General features: G+C 61.1%; 19 protein-coding genes. 9 read left to right on the forward strand and 10 right to left on the reverse strand.

Translation table 11 applies throughout. The features are described from left to right. Positions 1-2: 2 nt before the first annotated feature. A complete protein-coding gene (locus tag CLU80_RS03240) occupies positions 3-314 on the reverse strand; it encodes a PepSY domain-containing protein (RefSeq protein WP_038362521.1) in 312 nt (103 codons plus the stop codon). Continuing rightward, positions 314-622, reverse strand: a complete 309-nt coding sequence (locus tag CLU80_RS03245) for a PepSY domain-containing protein (protein ID WP_093433852.1) — start codon at positions 620-622, stop codon at positions 314-316. The genes CLU80_RS03240 and CLU80_RS03245 overlap by 1 nt, the downstream gene beginning before the upstream one ends. Positions 623-868: 246 nt before the next feature. On the opposite strand from CLU80_RS03245, the gene CLU80_RS03255 reads away from it, so the two are divergent. The 5 genes from CLU80_RS03255 (at position 869) to codA (ending at position 6,178) form a co-directional block, all read left to right on the forward strand. Beyond that, the gene (locus tag CLU80_RS03255; RefSeq protein ID WP_099756738.1) at positions 869-1,948 is read left to right on the forward strand and encodes a hypothetical protein; all 1,080 of its coding nucleotides are present in this window, start codon (positions 869-871) and stop codon (positions 1,946-1,948) included. Between the two features lie 85 nt (positions 1,949-2,033). Further along, positions 2,034-2,390 carry a 6-carboxytetrahydropterin synthase QueD gene (gene queD / locus CLU80_RS03260; RefSeq protein WP_007915588.1) on the forward strand — a complete coding sequence of 119 codons (357 nt, stop codon included), beginning with the start codon at positions 2,034-2,036 and terminating at the stop codon, positions 2,388-2,390. A gap of 197 nt (positions 2,391-2,587) precedes the next feature. Continuing rightward, positions 2,588-3,400 carry an alpha/beta fold hydrolase gene (locus tag CLU80_RS03265; protein ID WP_099756739.1) on the forward strand — a complete coding sequence of 271 codons (813 nt, stop codon included), beginning with the start codon at positions 2,588-2,590 and terminating at the stop codon, positions 3,398-3,400. A gap of 243 nt (positions 3,401-3,643) precedes the next feature. Further along, the gene (gene codB, locus CLU80_RS03270; RefSeq protein ID WP_099756740.1) at positions 3,644-4,915 is read left to right on the forward strand and encodes a cytosine permease; all 1,272 of its coding nucleotides are present in this window, start codon (positions 3,644-3,646) and stop codon (positions 4,913-4,915) included. Positions 4,916-4,930: 15 nt separating this feature from the next. Further along, positions 4,931-6,178: a cytosine deaminase gene (codA, locus tag CLU80_RS03275; protein ID WP_099756741.1), complete on the forward strand. Its 1,248-nt coding sequence runs from the start codon at positions 4,931-4,933 to the stop codon at positions 6,176-6,178. Positions 6,179-6,442: 264 nt separating this feature from the next. Here the strand turns inward: codA and CLU80_RS03280 are convergent, their stop codons facing one another. Continuing rightward, positions 6,443-7,423, reverse strand: a complete 981-nt coding sequence (locus CLU80_RS03280) for a diaminopimelate epimerase (protein WP_099756742.1) — start codon at positions 7,421-7,423, stop codon at positions 6,443-6,445. Between the two features lie 325 nt (positions 7,424-7,748). Here CLU80_RS03280 and CLU80_RS03285 point away from each other — a divergent pair, with 325 nt between their 5' ends. Continuing rightward, entirely contained in the window at positions 7,749-8,900 is a 1,152-nt protein-coding gene (locus tag CLU80_RS03285; RefSeq protein WP_093433835.1) for an MFS transporter, read from the forward strand. 85 nt (positions 8,901-8,985) lie between these two features. Here the strand turns inward: CLU80_RS03285 and CLU80_RS03290 are convergent, their stop codons facing one another. The 7 genes from CLU80_RS03290 to CLU80_RS03325 all read right to left on the reverse strand — a co-directional run bounded on the left by CLU80_RS03290 (position 8,986) and on the right by CLU80_RS03325 (position 21,249). Beyond that, positions 8,986-11,412: a TonB-dependent siderophore receptor gene (locus CLU80_RS03290; protein ID WP_099756743.1), complete on the reverse strand. Its 2,427-nt coding sequence runs from the start codon at positions 11,410-11,412 to the stop codon at positions 8,986-8,988. A 98-nt stretch (positions 11,413-11,510) separates the two neighbouring features. Continuing rightward, entirely contained in the window at positions 11,511-12,494 is a 984-nt protein-coding gene (locus tag CLU80_RS03295) for a FecR family protein (RefSeq protein ID WP_093433831.1), read from the reverse strand. A 40-nt stretch (positions 12,495-12,534) separates the two neighbouring features. Continuing rightward, positions 12,535-13,026 (reverse strand): sigma-70 family RNA polymerase sigma factor, encoded by a 492-nt coding sequence (locus tag CLU80_RS03300; protein ID WP_099756744.1) that lies wholly within the window; start codon positions 13,024-13,026, stop codon positions 12,535-12,537. A 104-nt stretch (positions 13,027-13,130) separates the two neighbouring features. Continuing rightward, positions 13,131-13,508 carry a c-type cytochrome gene (locus tag CLU80_RS03305; RefSeq protein ID WP_093433827.1) on the reverse strand — a complete coding sequence of 126 codons (378 nt, stop codon included), beginning with the start codon at positions 13,506-13,508 and terminating at the stop codon, positions 13,131-13,133. Positions 13,509-13,712: 204 nt separating this feature from the next. Continuing rightward, complete coding sequence (locus tag CLU80_RS03315) at positions 13,713-18,182, reverse strand: hemagglutinin repeat-containing protein (protein WP_099756746.1); 4,470 nt, start codon at positions 18,180-18,182, stop codon at positions 13,713-13,715. Between the two features lie 97 nt (positions 18,183-18,279). Further along, positions 18,280-20,007, reverse strand: coding sequence for a ShlB/FhaC/HecB family hemolysin secretion/activation protein (locus CLU80_RS03320; RefSeq protein WP_099756747.1), 1,728 nt, complete (start codon positions 20,005-20,007; stop codon positions 18,280-18,282). A 108-nt stretch (positions 20,008-20,115) separates the two neighbouring features. Further along, positions 20,116-21,249 (reverse strand): MFS transporter, encoded by a 1,134-nt coding sequence (locus CLU80_RS03325; RefSeq protein ID WP_099756748.1) that lies wholly within the window; start codon positions 21,247-21,249, stop codon positions 20,116-20,118. A 98-nt stretch (positions 21,250-21,347) separates the two neighbouring features. Here CLU80_RS03325 and CLU80_RS03330 point away from each other — a divergent pair, with 98 nt between their 5' ends. The 3 genes from CLU80_RS03330 (at position 21,348) to CLU80_RS03340 (ending at position 24,907) form a co-directional block, all read left to right on the forward strand. Further along, a complete protein-coding gene (locus CLU80_RS03330) occupies positions 21,348-22,112 on the forward strand; it encodes an AraC family transcriptional regulator (protein ID WP_093433819.1) in 765 nt (254 codons plus the stop codon). Between the two features lie 96 nt (positions 22,113-22,208). Further along, the gene (locus CLU80_RS03335) at positions 22,209-23,318 is read left to right on the forward strand and encodes an HlyD family secretion protein (protein WP_093433817.1); all 1,110 of its coding nucleotides are present in this window, start codon (positions 22,209-22,211) and stop codon (positions 23,316-23,318) included. Then, positions 23,315-24,907, forward strand: coding sequence for a DHA2 family efflux MFS transporter permease subunit (locus CLU80_RS03340; protein WP_099756749.1), 1,593 nt, complete (start codon positions 23,315-23,317; stop codon positions 24,905-24,907). Before CLU80_RS03335 ends, CLU80_RS03340 begins: the two co-directional genes overlap by 4 nt. Positions 24,908-25,030: the final 123 nt, after the last annotated feature.

Consider the following 25,030-nt stretch of genomic DNA (forward strand, 5'->3'; position numbering starts at 1 on the left):
GATCAATCTTCCTTGTCTTTCACAAGTTCGCCGGTATCGGCCTTCAAGTGCAGCTCACGGGCGACACCTTCGACGGTCAGCAACTCGACTTCATAAATATAGACGTCGTGTTTTTCTTCCAGCTCGACTTCCAGCAGTTTTGCGCCGGGATAGCGATCCATCGCCTGCTGCAGCACTTGCTCCAGCGGCAGGATCACGCCCTTCTCACGCAGACTCAGGGCTTCATCCTGATCGAGGTCACGCGCCATCGCGGCCGAGCAGAAAATCACCAGCGCCAATGCCGTACGGCTGGTGGCGCGAACATTAACCTTCATTACTTATCCTGATGATCCTTGAGAACCTGCCCAGTCACCGCGTCTAATTCCAGATCCCAATCGACGCCCTGCGGATCGCGCATTTCGATCTGGTAGCTGTACTTGCCGTACTCTTCTTCCAGCTCGGTTTCAGTGATCGTCGAACCCGGGTGTTTGGCCAACGCGGCGGCGTTGAGCTTCTCGAAGGAGACGATAGTACCAGCGTCGCGCAGACGCAGGGCTTCGTCAGGGCCGAGATCGCGGGCATGGGCGAGGCTGGCAGTGAAACCGATAATCGAGGCAATGGACAGGGCAGTCAGGGTTTTCATGGTGTCTCCATATTTTTATGTGTTGCTTACGGTGGGCACCTTAGCGGGATGAACTTAACTGAAACTGAATTGCCATCATTGCTCCCACTCAATACATATCCCCTTGTAGGAGTGAGCCTGCTCGCGATAGCGGTGTATCAGACAGATCATTATTAAATGACACACCGCTATCGCGAGCAGGCTCACTCCTACAAGGTTTTGTAACATGTGCTTATAATTGTTCGCTTGCTAACGATCGAGACCGGTATGACCGCCATCCACATCAAATTCCCCGCCCTCACCCTCAAGGCCGGCCCGCGGGCCATGGCGCGCATTCGTGCGCAAGGCTTGAATGCCGCCGACGTCGGCACCCTGCCCGGCGCCGCCGGTGGACCGAAGGCGTTGGGAATTCAAGGGCTGGATCTGGCGCTGTTCGGTGAATGGCTGCCCAGCGTGCCGCGCGAGCGTTCGCTGATCGGTGCCTCGGTCGGTTCCTGGCGTTTCGCTAGCGCTTGCCTGCCGGACGCCGCCGAAGGCATCCGGCGCCTCGGTCATCTGTACGCCGAGCAGAACTTCAACAAAGGCGTGACCATGGCCGAGATCAGTCAGAGCTCGCAGCGCATGCTCCATGACCTGCTCGACGGCCGCGACGCGAGCATCCTCGACAACGCGCATTACCGCCTGAACATCATGGTGGTGAAAAGTCAGGGGCGTCTGGCCGATGATCATCGCGGGCGTTTGGGTATGGCGCTGGGTTCGGTGATCGCCGACAACCTGCGTGGCCGCGCACGGTTGTCGCGGCACTTTGAACGGCTGATCATCCACGACCCGCGCCTCGCCCCGCCGGTGAATGCGCTGAACGACTTCCCGTCGCGCTTCGTCGCCCTGAATGCCAGCAACCTGCGTCAGGCCCTGCTCGCCTCGGGTTCGATCCCGATGGTCATGGAAGGTGTACGGGATTTGCCGGGCGCCGGTGCTGGCACTTTCCGCGATGGTGGTCTGCTCGATTATCACCTCGACCTGCCCTACAGCGGCGACGGCATTGTGCTCTATCCGCACTTCACTGATCGGGTGATTCCCGGCTGGTTCGACAAGACCCTGCCATGGCGCAAGGCCTCGGTGGAGCGCTTGCAGGACGTGCTGCTGCTCGCGCCGTCGAAGGAATATCTGGCGCGCCTGCCCTACGGCAAATTGCCTGACCGCAACGACTTCAAGCGCTTTATGGGCGATGCACCGAGCCGGCAGAAATACTGGCACGCAGCGATGGACGAGAGCCGCCGCTTGGGCGATGAATTCCTTGAACTGACTGCCAATGGTCGCCTCGCCGAGCGCTTGCTGACCCTTTAGTCAGCACGCTCAAACACAAGCTGATAAACTCGCCGCCTGCCCGAATCGCTGCGGCGAACGCCATCTGAACAGAGCCGAAAATACCGTGGAAATCTTCAAAGAGTTTACTTTCGAATCCGCCCACCGCCTGCCGCACGTCCCGGACGGCCACAAGTGCGGGCGTCTGCACGGTCACTCGTTCAAAGTGGCGCTTCACCTCAGCGGCGATCTCGATCCGCACACCGGCTGGATCCGCGATTTCTCCGAGATCAAGGCGATTTTCAAACCGCTGTACGAGCGTCTCGACCACAACTACCTGAACGACATTCCCGGCCTGGAAAACCCGACCAGTGAAGTGCTGGCCAAATTCATCTGGAATGAAATGAAGCCGTTGCTGCCGGAACTGAGCGCGATCCGTATTCACGAGACGTGCACCAGCGGTTGCATCTATCGCGGTGAGTAACGCAACGCGAATATCCTTTGTAGGAGTGAGCCTGCTCGCGAAAGCGGATTGACATTCAACATGGATGTCGACTGATACACCGCTATCGCGAGCAGGCTCACTCCTACAAGGGATTGGTGTTTTGCCAAAGAACAGCCCGCGAGGCTGTTTTTTTACGCCTATGCTTTTTGGCTCCCACCCGCCAAGAGGACAGGCCCATGACAGACTGGCTGCTGGATCAGGTCTTTGACTTCAACGGCCGACAGGTCCGCTACGCCGTGCGCGGCGACGGCCCCCCGCTGGTGTTCGTGCATGGCACGCCGTTTTCGTCGTACGTGTGGCATCGGATTGCGCCGCACTTTTTCACGACTCATCGCGTGTATTACTTCGATCTTCTCGGCTACGGGCGCTCCGAGCAGCCCGACGCCGACGTCTCCCTCGGTGTGCAAAACCAACTGTTGGCGCAGTTACTCGACCACTGGAATCTGCAACGCCCGGATGTCGTGGCTCACGACTTTGGCGGCGCCACGGTGCTGCGCGCACATCTGCTCGACGGCAAGGATTACCGCAGCCTGACCCTGATTGATCCGGTCGCGCTGACGCCTTGGGGGTCGCCGTTCGTGCAGCACGTGCGTCAGCATGAAGCGGCGTTTAGTGGCATCCCCGACTACATTCAGCGCGCCATCGTGCCGACCTATATTCGCGGGGCGATCCACCGCGAGATTGCCGATCACGAACTCGCACCCTACGTGCAGCCGTGGCTTGGCGATCCGGGGCAAGCGGCGTTCTATCGGCAGATTGCGCAGATGGATGAGCGCTATACCCGTGAAGCAGAAAGCCTGTACCCGACAATCCGTTGCCCGGTACAGATTCTCTGGGGCGAGCAGGATCAGTGGATTCCCATCGAGCGTGGCCGCGCGTTACAGCAGATGATCCCGGGGTCACGATTCCACCCGATTGCCAACGCCGGGCACCTCGTCCAGGAAGACGCCCCGGAAGCCATCGTTGCCGCCCTGCTGCGCTTCCTCTGAGCCAACACCTATCCCTTGTGGGAGCGAGCCTGCTCGCGAAAGCGGAATATCAGCCACTGCAGATGTCGCCTGACACGCCGCCTTCGCGAGCAAGCTCGCTCCCACATTGGGCTTGGGTCTATTCAGGTGCACCGCTTTCGCGCCAATCCGCGCGACTCGTCTATACATAACCCGCGCCAAGCGGCATTTGGCACGACCACTGCAACCTCCCCCGCGTCTTCCCTTTCCAGCAAGGACCGCCCCATGACGCAGAACGATATCGGCAACGATTACCCCCTCAGCGAAGTCCCCATGCATGCACGCAAAGGCCTGGCCTCGACGGCGATGGTGCTGCTCGGTTTCACGTTTTTCACCGCAACCATGTTTGCCGGCGGCAAGCTTGGCGTGGCGTTCAGTTTCGCCGAGATGATGGCGGTGATCGTCGTCGGCAACCTGCTGCTCGGCCTGTATGCGGCGGGCCTGGGTTATATCGCCTTCAAAAGCGGCCTCAACTCAGTGCTGATGGGCCGCTTCTGCTTCGGCGAAGTCGGCAGCAAGCTCAGTGACCTGATCCTCGGTTTCACCCAGATCGGCTGGTACGCCTGGGGCACGGCGACGGCTGCCGTGGTGATCGGTAAATATTTCAATCTCGACGAAAGCACGATACTCGGCCTGATGGTGCTGTTCGGTCTGCTGTTCTGCGCCACGGCCTACGTCGGTTATCGCGGGCTGGAAATCCTCTCGTACATCGCCGTGCCGGCGATGATGTTGTTGCTCCTGCTGTCGATGTGGGTGGCGACGGTGAAAGTTGGCGGGTTCGAAGGCTTGCTCAGCGTAGTGCCGACGGGTTCGCTGGACTGGTCGACGGCGATTACTCTGGTGTTCGGCACCTTCGTCAGCGGCGCCACGCAGGCGACCAACTGGACACGCTTCTCGCGCTCGGCGCGGGTGGCGGTGCTGGCCAGCCTGATCGGATTCTTCATCGGCAACGGCCTGATGGTGCTGATCGGTGCGTATGGCGCCATCGTCTACCAACAGCCTGACGTGGTTGAAGTGCTGCTGTTGCAAGGTTTTGCCATGGCCGCAATGGCCATGCTGTTGCTGAACATCTGGAGCACCCAGGACAACACCATCTACAACTTCGCCGTCGCTGGTTGCAATCTGCTACGCACTGGCCGACGCAAGACCGTGACCCTCGCCGGTGCGGTGATCGGCACCCTGCTCGCTCTGCTGGGCATGTACGACATGCTGGTGCCGTATCTGATTCTGCTCGGCACGGTGATTCCGCCGATTGGCGGGGTGATCATGGCGGACTTCTTCTTCCGTTGGCGCGGGCGTTATCCGCGCCTGGCCGACGCACGGTTGCCGGCGTTCAACTGGCCGGGACTCGGGGCCTATGCGGTCGGCACCGTCGCCGCATTCAGCTCGCCGTGGGTCGCGCCGCTGGTAGGCATCGCCGCTGCCGCGCTAACGTATGTCATCGTCACCGGCGTGCTCGGCGCTCGCAGCGCAACCGCGCCACTACAAGACTTATAAAAAAGGATTCGCCTGATGCACATCATCAACGCCCGTTTGCGCAACCAGGAAGGTTTGCACGAGTTGCACCTTGAAGACGGTCTGATCCGCAGCATCGCCCGGCAGACCGAAGCACCGACCCTTGGCCCGGATGACCTCGACGCCGGCGGCAATCTGGTGGTGCCGCCCTTCGTCGAACCACACATTCACCTCGACGCCACGCTGACCGCTGGCGAGCCGCGCTGGAACATGAGCGGCACATTGTTCGAAGGCATCGAGTGCTGGGGCGAGCGCAAGGTCACCATCACCGAAGAAGACACCAAGACCCGCGCCAAAAAAACCATTCAAACGCTGGCCGCCCACGGCATCCAGCACGTGCGCACCCACGTTGATGTCACCGACCCGCAACTCACCGCACTTAAAGCCATGCTCGAAGTGCGTGAGGAAAGCAGCCACCTCATCGATCTGCAAATCGTCGCGTTCCCGCAGGAAGGCATCGAGTCGTTCCGCAATGGCCGCGAGCTGATGGAAGAAGCAATCCGCATGGGCGCGGACGTGGTCGGCGGCATTCCGCATTTCGAGTACACCCGCGATCAGGGCGTCAGTTCGGTGAAGTTTCTGATGGACCTGGCCGAGCGCACCGGTTGTCTGGTCGACGTGCATTGCGACGAAACCGACGACCCGCATTCGCGCTTCCTTGAAGTGCTCGCCGAAGAGGCGCGCAGTCGCGACATGGGCGCGCTGGTCACCGCTAGCCACACCACGGCGATGGGCTCCTACGACAACGCCTACTGCGCAAAACTGTTCCGCTTGCTGGGCCATTCCGGAATCAGTTTTGTCTCGTGCCCGACCGAGAGCATTCACCTGCAAGGGCGCTTCGACAACTTTCCCAAACGCCGTGGCGTGACCCGCGTGAATGAGCTGCTCGAAGCCGGCATGAACGTGTGTTTCGGTCAGGATTCCATCGTCGACCCGTGGTATCCGCTGGGCAACGGCAACATTCTGCGAGTGCTTGAGGCGGGGCTGCATATTTGCCACATGCTCGGTTACCGCAACCTGCAAAGTGCGCTGGATCTGGTCACCGACAACAGCGCTAAAGCCATGCACTTGGGCGAGCGTTATGGTCTGGAACAGGGGCGCCCGGCGAATCTGCTGATTCTGTCGGCGGACAGCGATTACGAGGTGATCCGCAGTCAGGGCTTGCCGCTGTATTCGATTCGTGGCGGCAAGGTGTTGATGAAGCGGCAGATGCCGGTGGTGGAATTCAGTACCGCGCTGAGCTGAGACTTGTGTTGAGGCCGATGGCCCCATCGCTGGCAAGCCAGACTCCCACAGGGTTTGATGCTGAACACAAAACTGAGTACAGCCACTATCCACTGTAGGAGTGAGCCTGCTCGCGATAGCGGTGTATCAGGCGATATTATGTTGAATGTATTTCCGCTATCGCGAGCAGGCTCACTCCTACAGGGTTATGTGTTTGAACATACTATTTGTGTTCACCACAAAACCCTGTGGGAGTCTGGCTTGCCAGCGATGGCGGTTTTGAATTCAGCCCATCAGCCGCGCCGTACCAAACAATCTGACCCGCACTAATTCTCCGTCCGCCTCTTCCAGCAAAATCGGCGCCGTGCCACCGGGCATGACCACTTGCACTTCTCCCGCCGCGACCCAACCCACTCGCCACGCCGCGCAAGCCACCGCACTGGCGCTGGTCCCGGATGAAGCCGTCGGCCCTTCGCCACGCTCGAACACCCGGGCGAGGATTCGCTGCGGCGACTCCAGCACCGCCCATTGCAGATTGACGCCCGCCGGGCACGGATCACCGCCACCGGTGGGCATGGCGTAGGCGATTGCAGTCAACCCTTCGCTCAGGGGGGATTCACGCATCGGCTCGTTGCTCGGCAACGCCGCTTCGTCGGCGAGCAGGGTTACGCAATGCGGGTTGCCGATGCGCACGAACTGGCTGTGCGCCCACTCGCAATCAAGTTGTGCCAAGGGCGCGACGTGGCTCACGTCCCGACCGTTGAACTGAAGGCTCTCAACCACCTGCGCGCCCACGGCATCCGGTCCGAATCGCGGTTGACCGAGATCAAGCCAGAAACCTTCAACGCCTTCGACTTCGGCCGGTTTCACCGAGGTCTCCACGGCGTCACCCTTGTCGTGATGCACGCGCAACAACGCGCCCTCCTCCGGCATCAAGCCTTGCTCGGTCAGCGCTTGCGAGAAAATCGTCAAGCCATTGCCGCTGCGCTCGGCGAGGGTGCCGTCGGTGTTGACGATCAACACGTCGAATGGCGGCGATGTCTGGAACGGGCCGATCAGCAGGCCGTCGCTACGGTGGGATTTGCTGTTCGCCGGGCGTTGGCCTTCGGGCCAGTCGCAGCAGAGTTTGATCGCTGCTTCGCTCCACATCTGACGCGACGAGGCGCATTCGGAAGCGCTGGCAGGTAAATCAACGCCCGCCGTGCGCAATGCCTGGGGTGAAATCACGCCGTAGATATTGCCCCGTGCATCGTAGAATTGCGTCATCAGTGTTTGCCCCTGTCGCCGAAGAAGGCCACTGTAAAACGCAATCCCTTGTGGGAGCGAGCCTGCTCGCGAATGCAGTGTGTCAGCCGATATTTTCTTTATCTGACACACCGCCTTCGCGAGCAAGCTCGCTCCCACAGGAATCGGTGCATGACCGCTGATTAGTGAGCCCGCTCCCACAGGGAGATGTGCATGACCGCATATTGGTGAGCCTCCGTTCCCACAGGGTAGGATGTTGCTTGTACTTCCCCGAATGGCCGGCGATCGAACCTCGTCGCTGAATCACTGTCCTTCGGGGACGCGAAGTTTTTTGCCAAGGATCGATATGACCAGCCTCAACCCCCAAGACACTTTCGTCCCCGGACGCCTGCAACAGATGTCCACGCGCATCGCCTTTTTCATCGCTGGGCTCGGCATCGCCGCGTGGGCGCCCTTGGTGCCGTACGCCAAGGCGCGCGCCGGACTGGATGAAGGCACGTTGGGCTTGCTGTTGTTGTGCTTGGGGGTCGGTTCGATTCTGGCGATGCCGCTGGCGGGGATTCTGGCCACGCGCTTCGGCTGTCGGCGCGTCGCTACCGGCGGCACCTTGTTGATCTGCGCGGCGCTGCCGCTACTGGCCACGGTGTCGTCGATACCGGCGCTGATCGCCACGCTGTTCATGTTCGGCGCTGGCCTGGGCACGGTGGATTCGACGGTAAACCTGCAAGCGGTGATCGTCGAGCGCGCCAGCGGCAAGAACATGATGTCGGGTTTCCACGGCTTGTTCAGTCTCGGCGGGATTGTCGGCGCGGCGGGTGTCAGTGCCTTGCTCGGCCTGGGTTTGACGCCACTGGCCGCCATGCTGGTGGTGGTTGTCGTGCTGATCGCGGCATTGTTCAAATGCGTGCCGCACATGTTGCCCTACGGCAGTGAAAGTTCCGGACCGGCATTCGCCATCCCTCACGGCATCGTGCTGTTTATCGGCGGAATGTGCTTCATCGTGTTCCTGACTGAAGGCGCGGCGCTGGACTGGAGTGCGGTGTTTCTGGCGCAGGAACGCGGGATCGACACGGCGTACGCAGGGCTGGGTTATGCGGCGTTTGCATTGACCATGACGGCCGGACGTTTGATGGGTGACCGGATTGTGCGAATGGTCGGTGCAACACGGATCATTTTGTTTGGTGGTCTGTTGGCAGCGGCCGGCCTGTTTCTGGCGACATTCGCGCCAAGCTGGGAAGCGGCGCTGGTCGGTTACGCGCTGGTCGGCGCTGGTTGCTCGAACATCGTGCCAGTGCTGTACACGGCAGTGGGCAAGCAAACGGTGATGCCGGAGAGCATCGCGGTGCCGGCCATTACCACGCTGGGTTATGCAGGGATTCTGGCGGGGCCGGCGGTGATCGGCTTTGTCGCCCATGCCAGCAGTTTGAGTTTTGCCTTTGGCTTGATGGCGGTGCTGTTGGTCGCGGTGGCCATTGGCGGGAAAGTTCTTAAAGTCTAAAAGCTTCGCGAGCAGGCTCGCTCCCACAGGATTTCAGTGATCCATGTGGGAGCGAGCCTGCTCGCGAAGAAGCTGATGCGGTCTATCAGAAACCGACACTGGCCTGCACAAAGAACGTGCGCGGCGCGCCGACATACATCCCCGAGTTGTTGTCGCTGGAGCGGGTGAAGTACTGCTTGTCGAAGACGTTCTTCACCCCGGCGCCCAGTTTCAAATTCGACACCTGCGGCCCGAAGTCATAACCCCCACGCACGTTCCAGGTCACGTAACCCGGGATGTCGCCATACTGCCCGTCCGCCGTGCCATCGGTGATGTAGTTGCCGTTGAAGCTGCCGTCGGCATTCACACCGGTGCCCGGCGAGCGCTGTTTCGACTGAGCGAAACCGTCGATGTTGTAAGTCCAGCGGTTGATGTCGTAACGCAAACCGACGGTCGCCACCTGCCGCGAATAGAACGGCAGATCACGGCCCTTGAAGCCCGGAATCTCACCTTCATAAGTAGCGCGGGTGTAAGTGAAACCCGCGTTGGCGGTCAGGCCGTCGAGGCGCGGATCCAGCGCCACCATGTCGTAGTGCACCGAGGCTTCGATGCCCTGGTGCTTGGTTGCGCCGAGGTTGGTCCAGCCCACGTCATTGCTGATGTATTGCAGCTCGTCGTCGAAGTCGATGTAGAACAGCGTCACTTCGCCGCCCCACACGTCATCGTTGTAGCGCGTGCCGATCTCGTAGGTCTTGGCCTTTTCCGGCTCCAGACCATTGGCAGTCTGATCACCCGAGCCGCCCTGGCCGAGCTGGAAATACTGCAAGCTGCCGAACGAGGTTTCGTAGTTGGCGAACAGTTTCCAGGCGTCCGACAGGTGATACATCACGCTAAGCGCCGGCAACGGTTCGTTGCTCTCGATGCTGCGGTTTTTCGCCTGCACCGGTTTGCCAGCGGTGTCGAGCACGGCGCGGTCATGCCAGTCGGTGCTGATGTGTTCGAAGCGAATGCCAGGAGTGATGGTCCAGTTGCCGACGTCGATCTTGTTGTCGAGGTAGACCGAGTTGGCCTCGGTGCCGCCCGTGCGGTCCTGGAACACATGGCCGTCGGAGGTCGGCGTGAGCACCGGCTGGTTGTTGACCAGCGCCACGCGGCTCGACGATTCGTGCATCGCCTCTTTCAGGTAGCGATAACCGACACTGACTTCCTGCGTGGTCGGGCCGGCATCGAAAACCCGCGACACCCGCGGTTCGATGCCCAGCGTGTAATACGAACGCGGGTATGAACTGAGGGTTTTCTGGTCGCGAGCGGCGATGGTGCTGCCACGGAAGCTGTCGGTGTAATAGGTGAGCATTTCCGCTTGGGTGCGCTCGTCGATCTGGCGGATCCACTTGAACGACACGTCTTTACGCCGACCGGTGAATTGGTCGTAGTCCCGCACCGAGTCATACGGTTTGTCGTCGTACTGTTTCTGCGTCAGCCCGCCGGGCATGTCGGCCGTGGCGTCGTAGTAGTGGAAGTTGAGGCTGAAATCGTCCTGATCGGTCGGCGCCCAGTGCGTCTTGAGCAACACGTCGTCGATGTCGTTGCCGTTGTTGCGCTCGCGGTAACCGTTACCGTTGACGCCGGAATACAGCAACGCCACGCCCATGCCATTGTCGGCGGTGCCGCCGAGGAACGCGGTGTCGATGTGTTTCCAGCCACCGTACTGAGTGGTTTCCAGCGTTGTGCCGATTTCGCCAGTGGCTTTTTCCGGAATCGCCCGGGTGACGAAGTTGATCACCCCGCCGACGTTTTGCGGCCCATAACGCACCGAACCGGCGCCGCGTACCACGTCAATGCTGTCGAGGTTGCCCGAGGAAATCGGTGCCATCGACAGTTGCGGCTGGCCGTAAGGGGCAAACGCCGCCGGCACGCCATCGATCAGCACGGTGGAGCGCGGCGACAGACGCGAGGTCAGACCGCGTACGCCGACGTTCAGCGAAATATCACTGCCGCCGGTGCCGTTGGAATCCTGCACTTGCACGCCCGGTACGCGCTTGAGCACGTCACTGACGTTCATTGCGCCCTGTTCAACCATCGCTTCGCGGCGGATCACCGTGCGCGCCCCGGGGTGGTTCTGCACCACGGCAGCGTTGGCATCGCCGAGCCAGTCGCCGACCACTTTGATGTCGGTGACGCCCAATTCCAGCGGGCCATTGCCGGCGGTGGAGGTTGCGGCCGGCGACAGCGTCACCGAACCTTCGTTGATCTGATAATCCAGACCACTGCCCTGCAGCAATTGGCTTAGCGCCTGCTCCGGGGAGATGTCGCCGTCGACCGCCGGGGCCTGTTTGCCGGCGACCAGATCCGGGCTGAAAAACACTTGCAGCGATGTCTGCTGGCCCAGTTCGCTCAAGGCCTGGCCCAGCGGCTGCGCACGGATATGAATGGCTTCACCGGCGAACGCCTGCGGCATGCCAGCGTTGACCGCCAGCGCAAGAGCCAGCGGCAGCCAAGAGAATTTTTTGTTGTTGGCAGGGGTGTATTTCACGTCGTACGTAGTCCTGTGGATCGCAAGAGTGTGCGGCTGTTAATGCAAACCAGTTGCAGTTGTACAGGAAGACGTTGAACTCGAAAAAAACCTGAATTTTATTTTGCGATTATTTCCTGACTGCCATCGGCAAGGGTGCGAACGGCCACCGGCAGGATGCTCGGCAAGGCTTTGAGCAAGGCATCGGTGTTGTCGGATTTGAACACGCTGGTCAGGCGCAGACTGGCCACGGCCGGATTGGTCACGGTCAACGGCTTTTCACGATAACGCGACACTTCGGCCGCGACTTCGCTGAGGCTGGCGTTGTTGAACACCAGTTTGCCGCTGCGCCATGCCGTCAGTTCTGCCGGGTTGACCGCATAGGCGGCGGCGACCTGGCCTTGGGCATCGACGTGGGTGCCGAGGCCGGCGCTCAGGCTGATGAACTGATCATCCGCTGCATCACGGCCCTGCACTTTCACCGTGCCCTGCTCCACCGCCACGCGGGTCTGCGCCACATCGCGGCGCACATCGAAACGCGTGCCGGTGACCGTGACCTTGCCGCTGCCCGCCTCGACCACGAACGGTCGTGAAGTGTCGTGCGCGACGCTGAACATCGCCTCACCTTCACTTAACTCGATCAGCCGCCGATCCTGTTCAAAGCGCACCTGCAAGCGACTGCGGCTGTTCAAATCGATCACCGAACCGTCCGGCAGCGCCACATGTTTACGCTCGCCCAACGCCGTGGCGAACTCGGCGCGGTAACCGCCCGGATGATTCAAACCACTGAACAAGCCCAGCCCGAGCGCCACCGCCAGCACACTCGCAGCCACCGCATAACGCAACAACGGACGGCGTTGGCGACGGTTCGGCGGGGTTTCAGCGAGGGCTTCGAGGCGCGGCGCCGAAAGCAAATCGGCGGCTGACCACAAGCCCTGCAGCAACTGAAATTCGTCACGGTGCTGCGGATGTTCATTCAGCCAGGCGTCGAAGCGCTGCTGCTCGTCGGCCTCAATGGCCGGCTCCTGCAAACGCACAAACCAGCGAGCCGCGTCATCGCGTACCGTTGTTTGCCCGCACGCGCAAGCACGCGTCTCCATCATGGAATGTCCTGTTGGGCCGAAGATGAAAGGGGGCAGCGGCTCATGACTGCAACCCGTCGAGGCGATCGCGCAGATGGCGCAGGGTGCGGATCATATACTTTTCGACCATGTTCTTGGACAGCCCCAGGCGTTCGGCGATTTCCGCCTGAGTCAGGCCTTCGATCTTCTGCCAGACAAAAATCTTCCGGCAATTGATCGGCAACTCGCTGAGCGCCCGTTCGATGGAATCGGCCAGCTGGATCGCATGCATGTAATGCTCAGGGTCGCCGATTGACGACTCAGTGTGATCGATGTCCTGCGACTCCAAAGCGCCGCGCCGATCCTCACGCCGATAACCGTCGACCGCGATATTGCGCGCGGTCTGGTGCAAATACGCCCGTGGCTGCTGCACCGCCGCCGAATCGGACTCAAGCACCCGCACAAAGGTGTCGTGCGCCAGATCCTCGGCCTGCGCGCGATTGCGCAGGCGGCGAGTCCAGGTGCCGATCAACTCTTCGTAGTGCTCGAAAAAGCCGGGTCTGCGGGGACGCATGGGGGTTTTGGCGGCGTGCTGAGGAAAGGGGCGTGAATAGTAATGCTTCCTATTAAGCCGAAGCAATGGATTCCTCGACCGACCGTCCGGGTCACCTGTGCAGCTCAGCGTTTTATCGAAATCACACCACTCATGTATTCATGCAGATCGCGCAGATCCTTAACACTCCAGGCATGCGGCGGTATTTTTACCCCGTTTTCCTTCAGCGTTTTCGGTATCAGGTTGCCGTTCGGGCGAAGGATGATCGACGACACAATCACCCCCGGATATTCATGCAGTCGTTGCTTGAACGTGGAGGTTGTCAGGTCAGGTGTGGGCGGATTGCTTTTGTGCGCCAGCGGCCCTGTTCCTTTGATATCGGCGCCGTGGCACACAGCGCAGCGCTGCACATAGAGGTTTTTGCCGTTGCTGCTATCCGCGAAGGACACGGATGGTTGGGCGATCAACAAAGCCCCGAGTACAGCGACGAATGCTGTTTTCATTGTTTGCCTCCCTGGCGTCTTTAAGGTCGCGCATGATGCGCGAGATTTAACGTCTGGCGCAAAACAATGTGGGAGCGAGCTTGCTCGCGAATGCGGTTCACCAGTCACTTACTGTACTGACTGAACGGACGCTTTCGCGAGCAAGCTCGCTCCCACAGGGTTCGGTGGTGGATGGCAGATCTGGCACATCCACTACCGTTTGTTTTAGCCTTTTTCGTCGATCCCGGCTTGCAGGGTCTGGGTGTCCAGATGCCCGCTAAGGGTGACCGGGCCGACTTTCAGGTTGCCGTTTTCCAGGGAAACCTTCGGTGCGTTTTCCTCGGTTTTGTGCGGCAGATCCAGGCCTGCCTTCACGCCATAATCGCGGTTGCTCAGATCAGCACTGCTGACCTTCGAACCACCCAGATCGACCTTCCCTTGCGGCGCCGAAATCCGCGCGCCGGTCAGTTGCGTGGCGCCGCCGACCGCGAGATTCACGCTTTGGTTGGCACTGATCCCGGACGCCTGCGCCACGCCGTCCTTATGCGCATACTCGCCCTGCGCTTTCAACGTCGGCTTGTAATCGGTGCCGGCAAGTTTCTCCTTGTCACTCGGTGGGTTTTTCTTCGCGGTCAGGCCCAGATCGACATCGACCTTGGCGTGGTTGCTCGAGTCTTGACGGCTCTCGACGGTCAAATCACCCGCGACCTTGCCGCTGACAGTTTTCGCGTCAATCCGCGCACCCGCCAGCAGTGCATCACCGGCGCTGTTCAACACCACGCTGTCAGCCTTGATCTGGCTGTTCTGCTGCGTGCTGCCCTGCAAGTAATCCACGCCGACTTTGGCCCCGGCGTTGAAGCCGTGATCGCTGCTGGCCTTCTCATCCTCGGCAGTCGGAGTTTTGCTGCTCAGGTTGCCGCCGGCGTTGAGCGCGACATTCCAGTTATTGCGGTGGTCGGTGGACTGCGCCGATTCCTGCACATAGCCACCCTTCTGCGCGTCGATGCTGACGTTCGATGCGCTGACCTGAGTGCCTTGCAGGTGGATCGAATCACCGCTCAAGACGATGCCGTTCTGGCTGTTGATCTGGCCACCGCTGAGGGTTTTCGAATCCTCGTTGACCCGACCGATATTGAAATTGCCACTCAGATTGCCGCCCTGATCGCGGCTCTTCTCGCTGCTGGTTTTGCTGCCGCCGCCCTTCAAGCCGCTGCCGAGGTTGCTGCCGCTGGCGGTGTGGGTGTCGGTGGCTGCTTGCAGATCAAGTTTGCCATCGGCGTGCAAATCGATGGCGCCAGCGCTGTCGATTTTCGTGCCTTGCTGCAGCTGATTGCCGCCGCTGCTCAACTGCACCGGGCCGTTGCCGCTAATGCTCGCAACGTGAGCCTGGGTGTCAGTGCTTTGCTTGCCGGTGTGATCGAGCTGGAAGCCGGCGCCGAGATCGACGTTGGTGCCATCGGTACCCGGCAAGGTGCCGACCGTCAGCGAGCCATTGCCGCGCAGGCTGCTGTCATTGCTGGTTTGACGGTCATTGGCTTGATTCAGCGCCAGATCACCACCGGTGTTGATGCTCACACCACCCTGCCCGCCATCGAAACGGCTGCCTTCGAACTGCGCATCGCCGCCGATCTTGATGTTCACACCCTGGCTGCCGGCATAAGCGCCGACGACGGCGGTGGAATTGTCCTTGCTCGACGCACTGCTACCACCCGCGCCGCTGCCAGCGACGTTCACGTCTTCGCCGGTCTTGGTGTAGACGCGCACGTCGACCTTGGCATCCACCGCGTTAGCGCTGCTGTTGTGCGTGTTGCTCGCAGCGTCGGCAAGCAGTTTGTCAGCGCTGATGTTCACTTGGCCGGCGCTGGCGTTGTATTGCGTGCCTTGGTCATGCAGCGTGCCAGTGGTTTTCACATCGACGGTGCCGCCATCAAAACGGCTGACCACGGCGTTGCTGCTCTGCTCGGTTTTGCTGGCGTTGCCGTGACCGACCGCAACGTCGATACCGACATTCGGCTGACCGAGGTTGGCCAGTGCGTCCTTGTCCGGCACCTTGCCGTTGAGCACATCCTTGACCGCGCCGGCGATCGGCCGAGCAATGTCTTTGTATTCGACGTTGGCGCCGATATCCGCCGACCAGTTGCTGTCATTGTGCGTGCTGCTGTCAGTGTTGCTGGCCGCACGGTTGTCGATCTCGTTGGCGGCGACGCTCAGACCATTGCCGGCCTTGAGTTGTGCGCCTTCGGTAGCGAGTTTGTCGGCATTGATGGTCAAGCCGCCGCTGCTCTGCACACGGGTGGTTTGCGCGGTGGTTTTGCTGGTGGAATCCTGCGCCGTGCTGTGGGCGAAATCGACGCCGCTGCCAGCACGGTCGAGACCGCCGGTGTAGTAGAAACCACCGCCGGTGCTGGAGGTGTCGGTGGAGGTTTTGTGGCTGTCAGCTTCGGCCAGCAACGACACGTTTTGGCCGCTCAATGTCGTGTCGCCAGCGGTGGACTTCACCTCTGCGCCTTTGAGCGTGACGTCACCGCCCGCCTTCACCTGCACGCTGCCACCACTGAGGCTGGAGCCCTGCTGGATGACGTCGTTGCGAGTAACCGTTTGCTGTTTGTCCTCGTAATGAATCCCGGCGCGATACTGCTCTGGCGTTTGCTCTTTGGCGTACGCATCGAAGCCACGGGTTTGCTTGGTGTCAGTGCTGTCGTGAGTGTTCTGCGCCGAATGCACATTGACGTCACCCGCTGCGTCGGCCGTCAGCGCACCGTCAGCCTTGACCGTCGAGCCAGCCAGCTCGATGTCCTTGGCGCTCTTGAGCTTGAGGTTGCTGTCGGACACCAGTTCGCTGCGCACGGTGCTGCTGTCTTTGCTGTTCTGCCGCGACTCGTCCTTGGTAATGCCGAAGAATTTGCTGTCCTTGTCGTGATTGTTGCTGTGCGAGGTGTCCTGCACGCCATCGATGACCAGCGAACCTTTATCGCTGATCACGCTGGCGTCGCTGCCGCCACGCACCTGGCTGCCGCTGATGCGCACGTCGTCAGCCTTGACGATCAGTTTGCCGGTGGCGTTGACCTTGCTGCCCTGATGCTGGGTTTTGCCCTTGTCGGCATCACCGGTCTTGCCGAAGAAACCACCGCCGACCAGGTCACCGGAGTAACTATTGTCGCTGCTGCGATTGGTCCGTGTGGCGGTGCTGATTTCCACTTGTTTGCCGGCCAGTTGCAGGTCGCCGGCGCTGGTCAACTCGGCGCCTTCGGAGCGCAATAATGCGGCGGTTTGCAGGGCGATATTGCCGGCCTTCAACTGGCTGGTGACGCTGCGCTGTTCTTCGCTGCTGCTGTTCCAGTCGGCTTTCCACAGGTGTTTGCGGTGGTTGCCTTGATCGGTCTGCGTATGGCTTTCGGTAGCGGCAGTCAGGCGCAGATCGCCAGCGCTTTGCACGCTCAGATTATTCGCGGCTTCGACTTTCGCGGCTTTCAGTTCGGTGTCTTTGCCGGAGGCAAGTTTGGCGTCGCGGCTGGCAATGATCTGGCTGCCGTGCTGACGGGATTCGCTATCGGTCTGGGTACGGTCGTAGGTTTCCCAGGTGATGCCGATGGTGCTGTTGTTCCAGTTTTCGCGCTTTTCCTGAAGCTTGCGGCTTTCGACCGTGGACAAAGTCAGGTTGCGTTTCGCCTCGACGGTGACGTCGCGAGCGCTGACATCAGCAGCGGCCAACGTCAGATCCTTGCCGCTGTGCAAGCCGACGTCGCCCTGACTGCTGCGGATACCGGCGCGGGTCACGTCGAGGCTGTTGGCCACGGCTTCACCGCTGACACTCAAGTCACCGGCCGAGCGAATCTGCACGCCGTCACGCCCGGCGACTTGCACCGCGCCCACCCGCACGCCGGCACCTTCGGCGGTGCTGACAATATTGATGCGACCGGCCTGCATCGCGCCGAACAGGCTGGCGTCGATGCGTTGATCAGACGTGTTGCCCGCCGGATCCACGGTTTTCACCTGACCGCTGGCGTAATCGACCTGATTGCGTCCCACCGTGAGGTTCAACTGATCGCGTGCAGTGATCGCGCCCTGGCTGTCGATACGCGGCGCGATGAGGTTGATCGAGCCCTCGCCGTTGCGCAGGCCACCGCCCTGAATCTGCAACTGACCGCTGGCATCGCGGCTGTTCAGACTTTGCAGTTTGCCGTCATTCAGTTCCGGGCGACCGACCACCAGATTAGCGTTCGGCGTGTTGATGAAGCTGCCGCCATTGACCGAGATGCCGTTGGGGTTGGCCAGCACATAATCGGCTGCGCGGCCGAAGATTTCCTGCGCACCGTTGATCGCGGACGGATTGCGACTGATCACTTCGTTGAGGATCACGCTCGCCGCCTGGCCTTGCAATTGCGGGTTGGCCGCCAGTTGCCCGGCCAGTTGCGATTGCCCGGCCTGCAAGGCGTTGTTCAGCACCAGGCCCTGGCGGTCGACGTTGTAGTCGAGGAACTGGTTGTGCGACAGGCCCGAACCGTTGGGCGCGACGATGTTGACGATGGGCACACCGCCCTGGGTCTGCAATTGCGCGGTGCCGCCGGGCCCCGGTGCGACCACGACGCCGCCGGCCATCGCGCTCGGCAGGTGCACGGCGAAGAACAGGCTGGCAATCGCCCAGCGCAATTTGCCCCGAGGGGAAAGATGAAATGCAAAGGTGTGTGCTGGCATAAAAACGTCTCCATGTGAGTACGGCATCACGTTGCGCGTTTAGTCTCGGCCGTGGCTGACGCGCTCAGATCCGACGGCTGTTTATTCACTGCGTTGTTCAGATTTGCAGGCCCACGCGCATCAGCCAGGTTTCAGGCTCGTGCTGCAGACCGTTCGGGGTGTTGAGGGCGCGCTGGTAATCGACGTCCACTTGCAGGTTCTTCCAGCCCAGATTCAGGCCGACACTGGCACCGCTCAGGCGTTGCCCCTGCGCACCGTGATCTGCCTTGATCCAGCCGTGGTCGAGGCCCACCCGCGGGGTGATCTGCAGCGGCCACTCGCTGCGCAGCGGCAGGCGCAAGGTGTTGCGCCAGATCGCGCCGCTGGCGCCGGAGGCACTGCTGACCCGATAGCCGCGCACCGCCGAGTCGTCGGTGCCGAGCAACTGTTCGATGGCCGGCAACGGATCGGGGCTGTACTGCAAATTGAGTTGGCTCTGCCATTGCCAGGCCTGCGCGCCGAACTGACCGTTACGCCATTGGCTGAGGCCGGCGCGGTACTTACGAAACTGCGCTCTGGGCAGGTTATTGATCTGATGTTGCGAGTCATCGTCGGCGCCAAACCAGCGCAAGCCTTGGGCGTAATTGACGTCAAGGTTCCACACCGCGCGGTCGAGCCAGAACAGATTGAGCCCGGCCTCGGCCACGGTCAGGGTCGGGCTTTGAATGCCAAGGCGAACGTCTTGCAAGTAGCTGTCGACATCTTTGTGCGCCAGTTGCAGGTTGGCGCTGAGCTGACGGCTCTGGTCGCGCCACAACACACGGTCGGCGCGCAGGCTGACCTGATCGGTGATGCCCGTGCTGTGAAAGGTCACGCTCGGCAGTTTGAACGGCGCGCGATATTCGGCGTGGCTGGCGAACACGCTGTAGGTCCAGTAGCCGTAAGGGATCGCGTAATACAGGCTGGCGTTGCGGCTGTAGCGGTCACCCTGATTGAGGGTGTCGCTGGCACTGAGACTCAACAAGTCGTTGAGTTGCAGTGGGCTGTCGAGGCTCAGGCTGACGGTGTCGCGATCACGTCCAGTGCTGGCGCTGCCGAGGTTGTCGAACCCCGCGTTCAAGGCCCAGCGCGAGTGCGCAGAGGTGCGCGACCGCAGGATGATCCGCGAGGCACCGGGCTGGCTGCCGGGGGCGATGTCGGCGGTGAGATCGATCGAACGCAGGCGATTCAGTTGATCGAGGCCCTGCTCCAGATCGCGCAGATTCAGCGGCTCGCCGAGCATGTCTGGAAACGCGCCTCCGAGCGACACCGGCAGGCTCTGATCGGCCAGTTCGATGGACTCGATGTAGCCTTCGTCAATGCGGATATCCAGCGACTGCCCCGCTGCCGGTGCGCTGAGCAGATACGGACGACTGGCGATGTACCCCTTGTCGACGTAGCTCGCGGTGATGGTGGCCAGCAGATGATTGATCTGGCCGACGCCCATGCACGGCGCCAACAACGGTTTGATCTGCGCGTTGAGCTGGTCGCTGTCGATCAGCGTGACGCCGCCGATGCGCGCACCGCTCAACGGCCAGCAACGTTCATCGGCGGTGACGGTTGGTGGGATGGCCGGGGTGACCGGCGCCTGGCCGAACGCGCCGCGTTCCAGTTGCCGCTTTCTTTGCTCAAGTTGCAGTTGTTGCAGATCGCGCTGCTGCTGTTGCTGCTGGCGCAGCACTTCCTGGCCCGGCGCGACAGGTTCGGCAGCTTCAATCGAGGAGGCACAGACACTCAACACAAAGGCCGACAACAGCGGGCAGCGCGTGGAACAACGACGAAAAACAGCGCGAAACGGAAACGGCACGCAACTTCCTTGCGATCATAAAATGGCGTAATGCCATGTCATCAATGATCGTGATAGTCGGAGCCATCCCACACAAAAGCAAGACGCTTCCTACAGCGCTTACATTTCTTAAACAATTGCTTTGCCTGGCTTTATTGTCAGCAGCAAGGCCACGGCGCTGCACGTTATCAGGGTTTCCCCGAGGGCCTGAAACCAGCCGGCGAGCATCAGCCCGGCGCCGATCAGCAGGTAATACATCAAGCCCAACAACGCCCCGGCAGTGCCCAATCGATCAGCGTAATCGGCCAGGGCCGAACCGAGAATGTTCGGGATCGCCAGGCCAAACGCCAATACCACCAACAGCATCGGCAGGACGAACGCGACACTGTTCTGCAGCGACCACACGCCCACACCACCGAGCAAGGCGATGCCAGCCGCGAGGCGAATCAACTGCAATGCCTTGAACCCGGCCGTCAATAAACGCCGGTTCAGCCATGCTCCAAAACCTGAGCCCAGCGCGAGGATCACACCGCTGTAGCCGAACCCGCTGGCTTCCACACCCAGCCGCTGAAACATGAACGGAGCGAGGCTGTAATAGCTGAACAGCGCCACGTTGAATGAGGCGATCCACAGCGCCGAACGCCAGATTCCCGGGTCACGCAACATGCGCCCGAGGGTTTCGAACAGACCGACATGGCACGTTGGCTGGGACCGGGTTTCCGCCAAGGTGTACCAACTCCACAGCCACAACAGCGTTGCCAACAACAGCAACGCGCCAAGCACACCGCGATAACCGAAGGCCTGAACCAGACTAGCCCCCGTGAACAAGCCAAGCGCCGGGCTGGCCGCCAACGCGATGCCCACCAACGAAAACACCTGCGCCAGTTCGGCGCCTTTGAAGCGGTCGCGCAACACGGTCTGCGTAACCACCGAACCCACCGCCGCACCGAAGGCCGCCAACATCTGCGTCAGTAACAAGCCGTTGAAACTGCTGACCCGCAGGCCTGAAAGCGTGGCAATCGCATAGATGGCCAGGCCCGCGAGCATCGTCGGGCGTCGACCGATGCGATCGCACAAACGCCCCCACACCACCACCCCGACGGCAAACGCGAGGAAATACACCGACAACGTCTGCGCGGCGGCTTGCGGGCCAACGTTAAACACCCGCCCGATATCACCGAGCGCCGGGCTGTACAGGGTTTGCGCGATCTGTGGAAACATCAGCAGCGCAATCGCCAGCCACAAGAAATGTCTGTTGTTCATGCTTCATCACTCCTCTCATAAACCGCCGAGGAGTTTAAGAATCGCTGACTGGCGTATTATCCAGATCCTGCCAATTTATCGCTGAAACCGGACAACCCATGGCTTGGCTCGACGCCCACGCAACGTTTGATGCAGATCGCTATGACGCACCCGTGATCGGTATCGCCTCGACCTTGGGCGATCACGATTCCGGTCTGCACCGTCATCAACGCGGCCAACTGCTGTACACGCGCCAAGGCTGCACGCGGATTACCCTGGCGCAGCAACTGTGCCTGCTGCCGCCGTCGCGGGCGGCGTGGATTCCACCGGGTGTCAGCCATCGCGCGGTGATGCAACAGAGCGTCGACTACCGCTCGATCTACTTGATCCCCGAGCTGTGCAGCGCACTGCCGCAGCAGGTTTGCGTGATTGAAGTCAGCCCGTTGTTGCGTGCGGTGCTGGAACCGATGGCGCTGGCGGATTTCGCCAGCGATTGGCAACAGGGCAAACTCTCCCACCTGCTCGGCCTGTGTCTGAGCGAAATCGCTGAAGCGGCGCAGCAACCGATGCTGCTGCCGTTACCTCAGGACAAGCGCCTGGCACCACTGTTGAAAACGCCTGAACGTCTGCCTCCAGAGTTGCAAGTACTGGAGCAGCAGGTCGGCGCCAGCAGCCGCACCATCGGGCGAATCTTCCAGCGCGAAACCGGCATGAGTTATCAGCAATGGCGCCAGCAGTGGCGCTTGATGCGCGCGATGGAATTGCTCGCCACCGGGCGCAGCCTGAGTTACTGCGCGTTCGAATCGGGTTTTGCCAGCGACAGCGCTTTCATCGCCTTCTTCAAAACCATGACCGGCAGCACGCCGGGCCACTGGCTCAAGTGAACAACTGACGATTGGCACCAGAAATAATTTGCCACTAAATATTACCTGCGTCATATTACAGCCGTAATAACGATCCGCTTACGCAGGTAATCCGCCATGACCAGCATGCCCACCCTCGAACCTGTTGTGGTAAAGACCAAGCCGCCTCTGCTTAAACGCGTTTTGCTTCCGGGCGCAGGATTGCTCGCGCTGATTTTCGCCGGTATTTACGCCATGCACTGGTGGGGCGCGGGGCGTTTTCTTGAAGAAACCGACGATGCCTATATTGGTGGCGACGTCACGGTGATCGGGCCGAAAGTCGCCGGTTACATCGACGAAGTGCTGGTCACCGACAACCAGCACGTGAAGGCCGGCGATGTGCTGATCCGCCTCGACGCCCGCGACTATCGCGCCAACCTCGCCAAGGCCGAAGGCGCCGTTGCCGCCGAAGAAGCACTACTGGCCAACCTCGACGCCACCGAACAACTGCAACAAGCGGTGATCGGTCAGGCCCGCGCCGGCATCGACGCCGCTGGCGCAGAAACCGCACGCTCGCGGGATGACAACGCGCGCTACAAACGCTTGGTGACGACCAATGCGGTGTCGGTGGAAAGCGCACAACGCGCCGACGCGACCTTCAAAACAGCGCAAGCCCTCAGTGCCCGCGCCCAGGCCGAACTGCTCGCCGCGCAACGCCAACTGGCGGTGATCGACACGCAAAAACAACAGGCCCGCGCCGCCCTTCAACAAGCCCGCGCCGAACGTGATCTGGCGCAACTGAACCTCGGCTACACCGAACTTCGCGCGCCGGTCGATGGGGTGATCGGCAATCGCCGCGCGCGGGTTGGCGCTTACGCTCAGGCCGGTTCACAACAGTTGTCCGTGGTGCCGGCCAGCGGCTTGTGGGTCGATGCCAACTTCAAGGAAGACCAATTGGCGCGGATGAAACCCGGGCAGCGCGTAAGCATCCGTGCCGACGTGCTCTCCGGCCAGGAATTCCACGGTCGCCTCGACAGCCTCGCCCCCGCGACCGGCTCGCAGTTCAGCGTGCTGCCGCCGGAAAACGCCACCGGCAACTTCACCAAAATCGTCCAGCGCGTGCCGGTGCGGATCCTCCTCGACCCGGCTGACGGCGTGCTCGGCCACTTGCGTCCGGGCCTCTCGGTGACGGCAGAAGTCGACACCCGCGCGCAACCGGAAACCAGCGCCGTGGCCGTCGCGCCATGAGCACCACCCTCGCCGCCCCGGCGCAGCCATTCAACGCGGCGGACATGGCGACCGCGACCAAGGTGTTCGCCTTCGCGACCATGTGCATCGGCATGTTCATTGCGCTGCTGGATATCCAGATCGTCTCGGCGTCGCTGCGCGATATCGGCGGTGGGCTGTCCGCCGGTACCGATGAAACCGCGTGGGTGCAGACCAGTTACCTGATCGCCGAAATCATCGTGATTCCGCTGTCGGGCTGGCTGTCGCGCGTGTTCTCCACGCGCTGGTTGTTCTGCGCTTCGGCGGTCGGCTTCACCCTCGCCAGCCTGCTCTGCGGCGTCGCCTGGAACATCCAGAGCATGATTGCTTTTCGGGCGCTGCAAGGTTTTCTCGGCGGCTCGATGATTCCGCTGGTGTTCACCACGGCGTTCTTTTTCTTCACCGGCAAACAGCGGGTGATCGCTGCGGCAACCATCGGCGCCGTTGCGTCATTGGCACCGACCTTGGGACCGGTGATCGGCGGCTGGATCACTGATATTTCTTCGTGGCACTGGTTGTTCTACATCAACCTGGTGCCGGGGATTTTCGTCGCTGTAGCGGTACCGATGCTGGTGAAAATCGACCAGCCGGAATTGTCCCTGCTCAAGGGCGCGGACTACCTGAGCATGGTGTTCCTCGCGCTGTTTCTTGGCTGCCTGGAATACACCCTCGAAGAAGGCCCGCGCTGGAACTGGTTCAGCGACCAGACCATTCTGACCACGGCGTGGATCAGCGGCCTCGCGGGATTGGCCTTCATCGGCCGGACCTTGCACGTGGCCAATCCGATCGTTGATCTGCGCGCCTTGAAGGATCGCAATTTCGCCCTCGGCTGCTTCTTTTCGTTTGTCACCGGCATCGGCCTGTTCGCGACGATTTACCTGACGCCGCTGTTCCTCGGCCGGGTACGCGGCTACAGCGCGCTGGACATTGGTCTGGCGGTTTTCTCCACTGGCGTGTTCCAGATCATGGCGATTCCGTTGTATGCCTTTCTGGCCAATCGCATGGACCTGCGCTGGATCATGATGATCGGTCTGGGTTTGTTCGCGGTGTCGATGTGGGAGTTCAGCCCGATCACCCACGACTGGGGTGCGGGGCAATTGATGCTGCCGCAAGCGTTGCGCGGGATCGCCCAGCAACTGGCAGTGCCGCCAGCGGTGACGTTGACTTTGGGTGGGTTGGCGCCCGCACGTTTGAAGCATGCTTCGGGTCTGTTCAACCTGATGCGCAATCTGGGCGGGGCGATTGGTATTGCGGCGTGCGCGACCATTCTCAATGACCGCACCAACCTGCACTTCACACGGTTGGCCGAACACTTGAACAGCAGCAATGAAGCGATGAATCAGTGGCTGTCGCAGGTCGGCGGCAACCTGGCGAATCTGGGCCAGAGTGGCGACGTCGGTGTCACCGCCAGCCTGCGCCAGTTGTGGCTACTGACCTACCGCGAGGCGCAGACGCAAACCTACGGCGACACCTTTCTGATGATCGGGGTGTGCTTCGTCATCGCCACGGCGATGGTGCCCTTGATGCGCAAGGTGCAACCACCGGCGGCGCCGAGTGCGGATGGGCATTGATCCCTATTTTCTGGCCATGCCCATTTCCCCTGTGGGAGCGAGCCTGCTCGCGAAGGCGTCGTGTCAGTCACCATGGTTGTTATCTGACACTCCGCTTTCGCGAGCAAGCTCGCTCCCACAGGG

The organism is Pseudomonas sp. 29 (assembly GCF_002754355.1).
In the GTDB taxonomy this organism is placed as follows: domain Bacteria; phylum Pseudomonadota; class Gammaproteobacteria; order Pseudomonadales; family Pseudomonadaceae; genus Aquipseudomonas; species Aquipseudomonas neuropathica.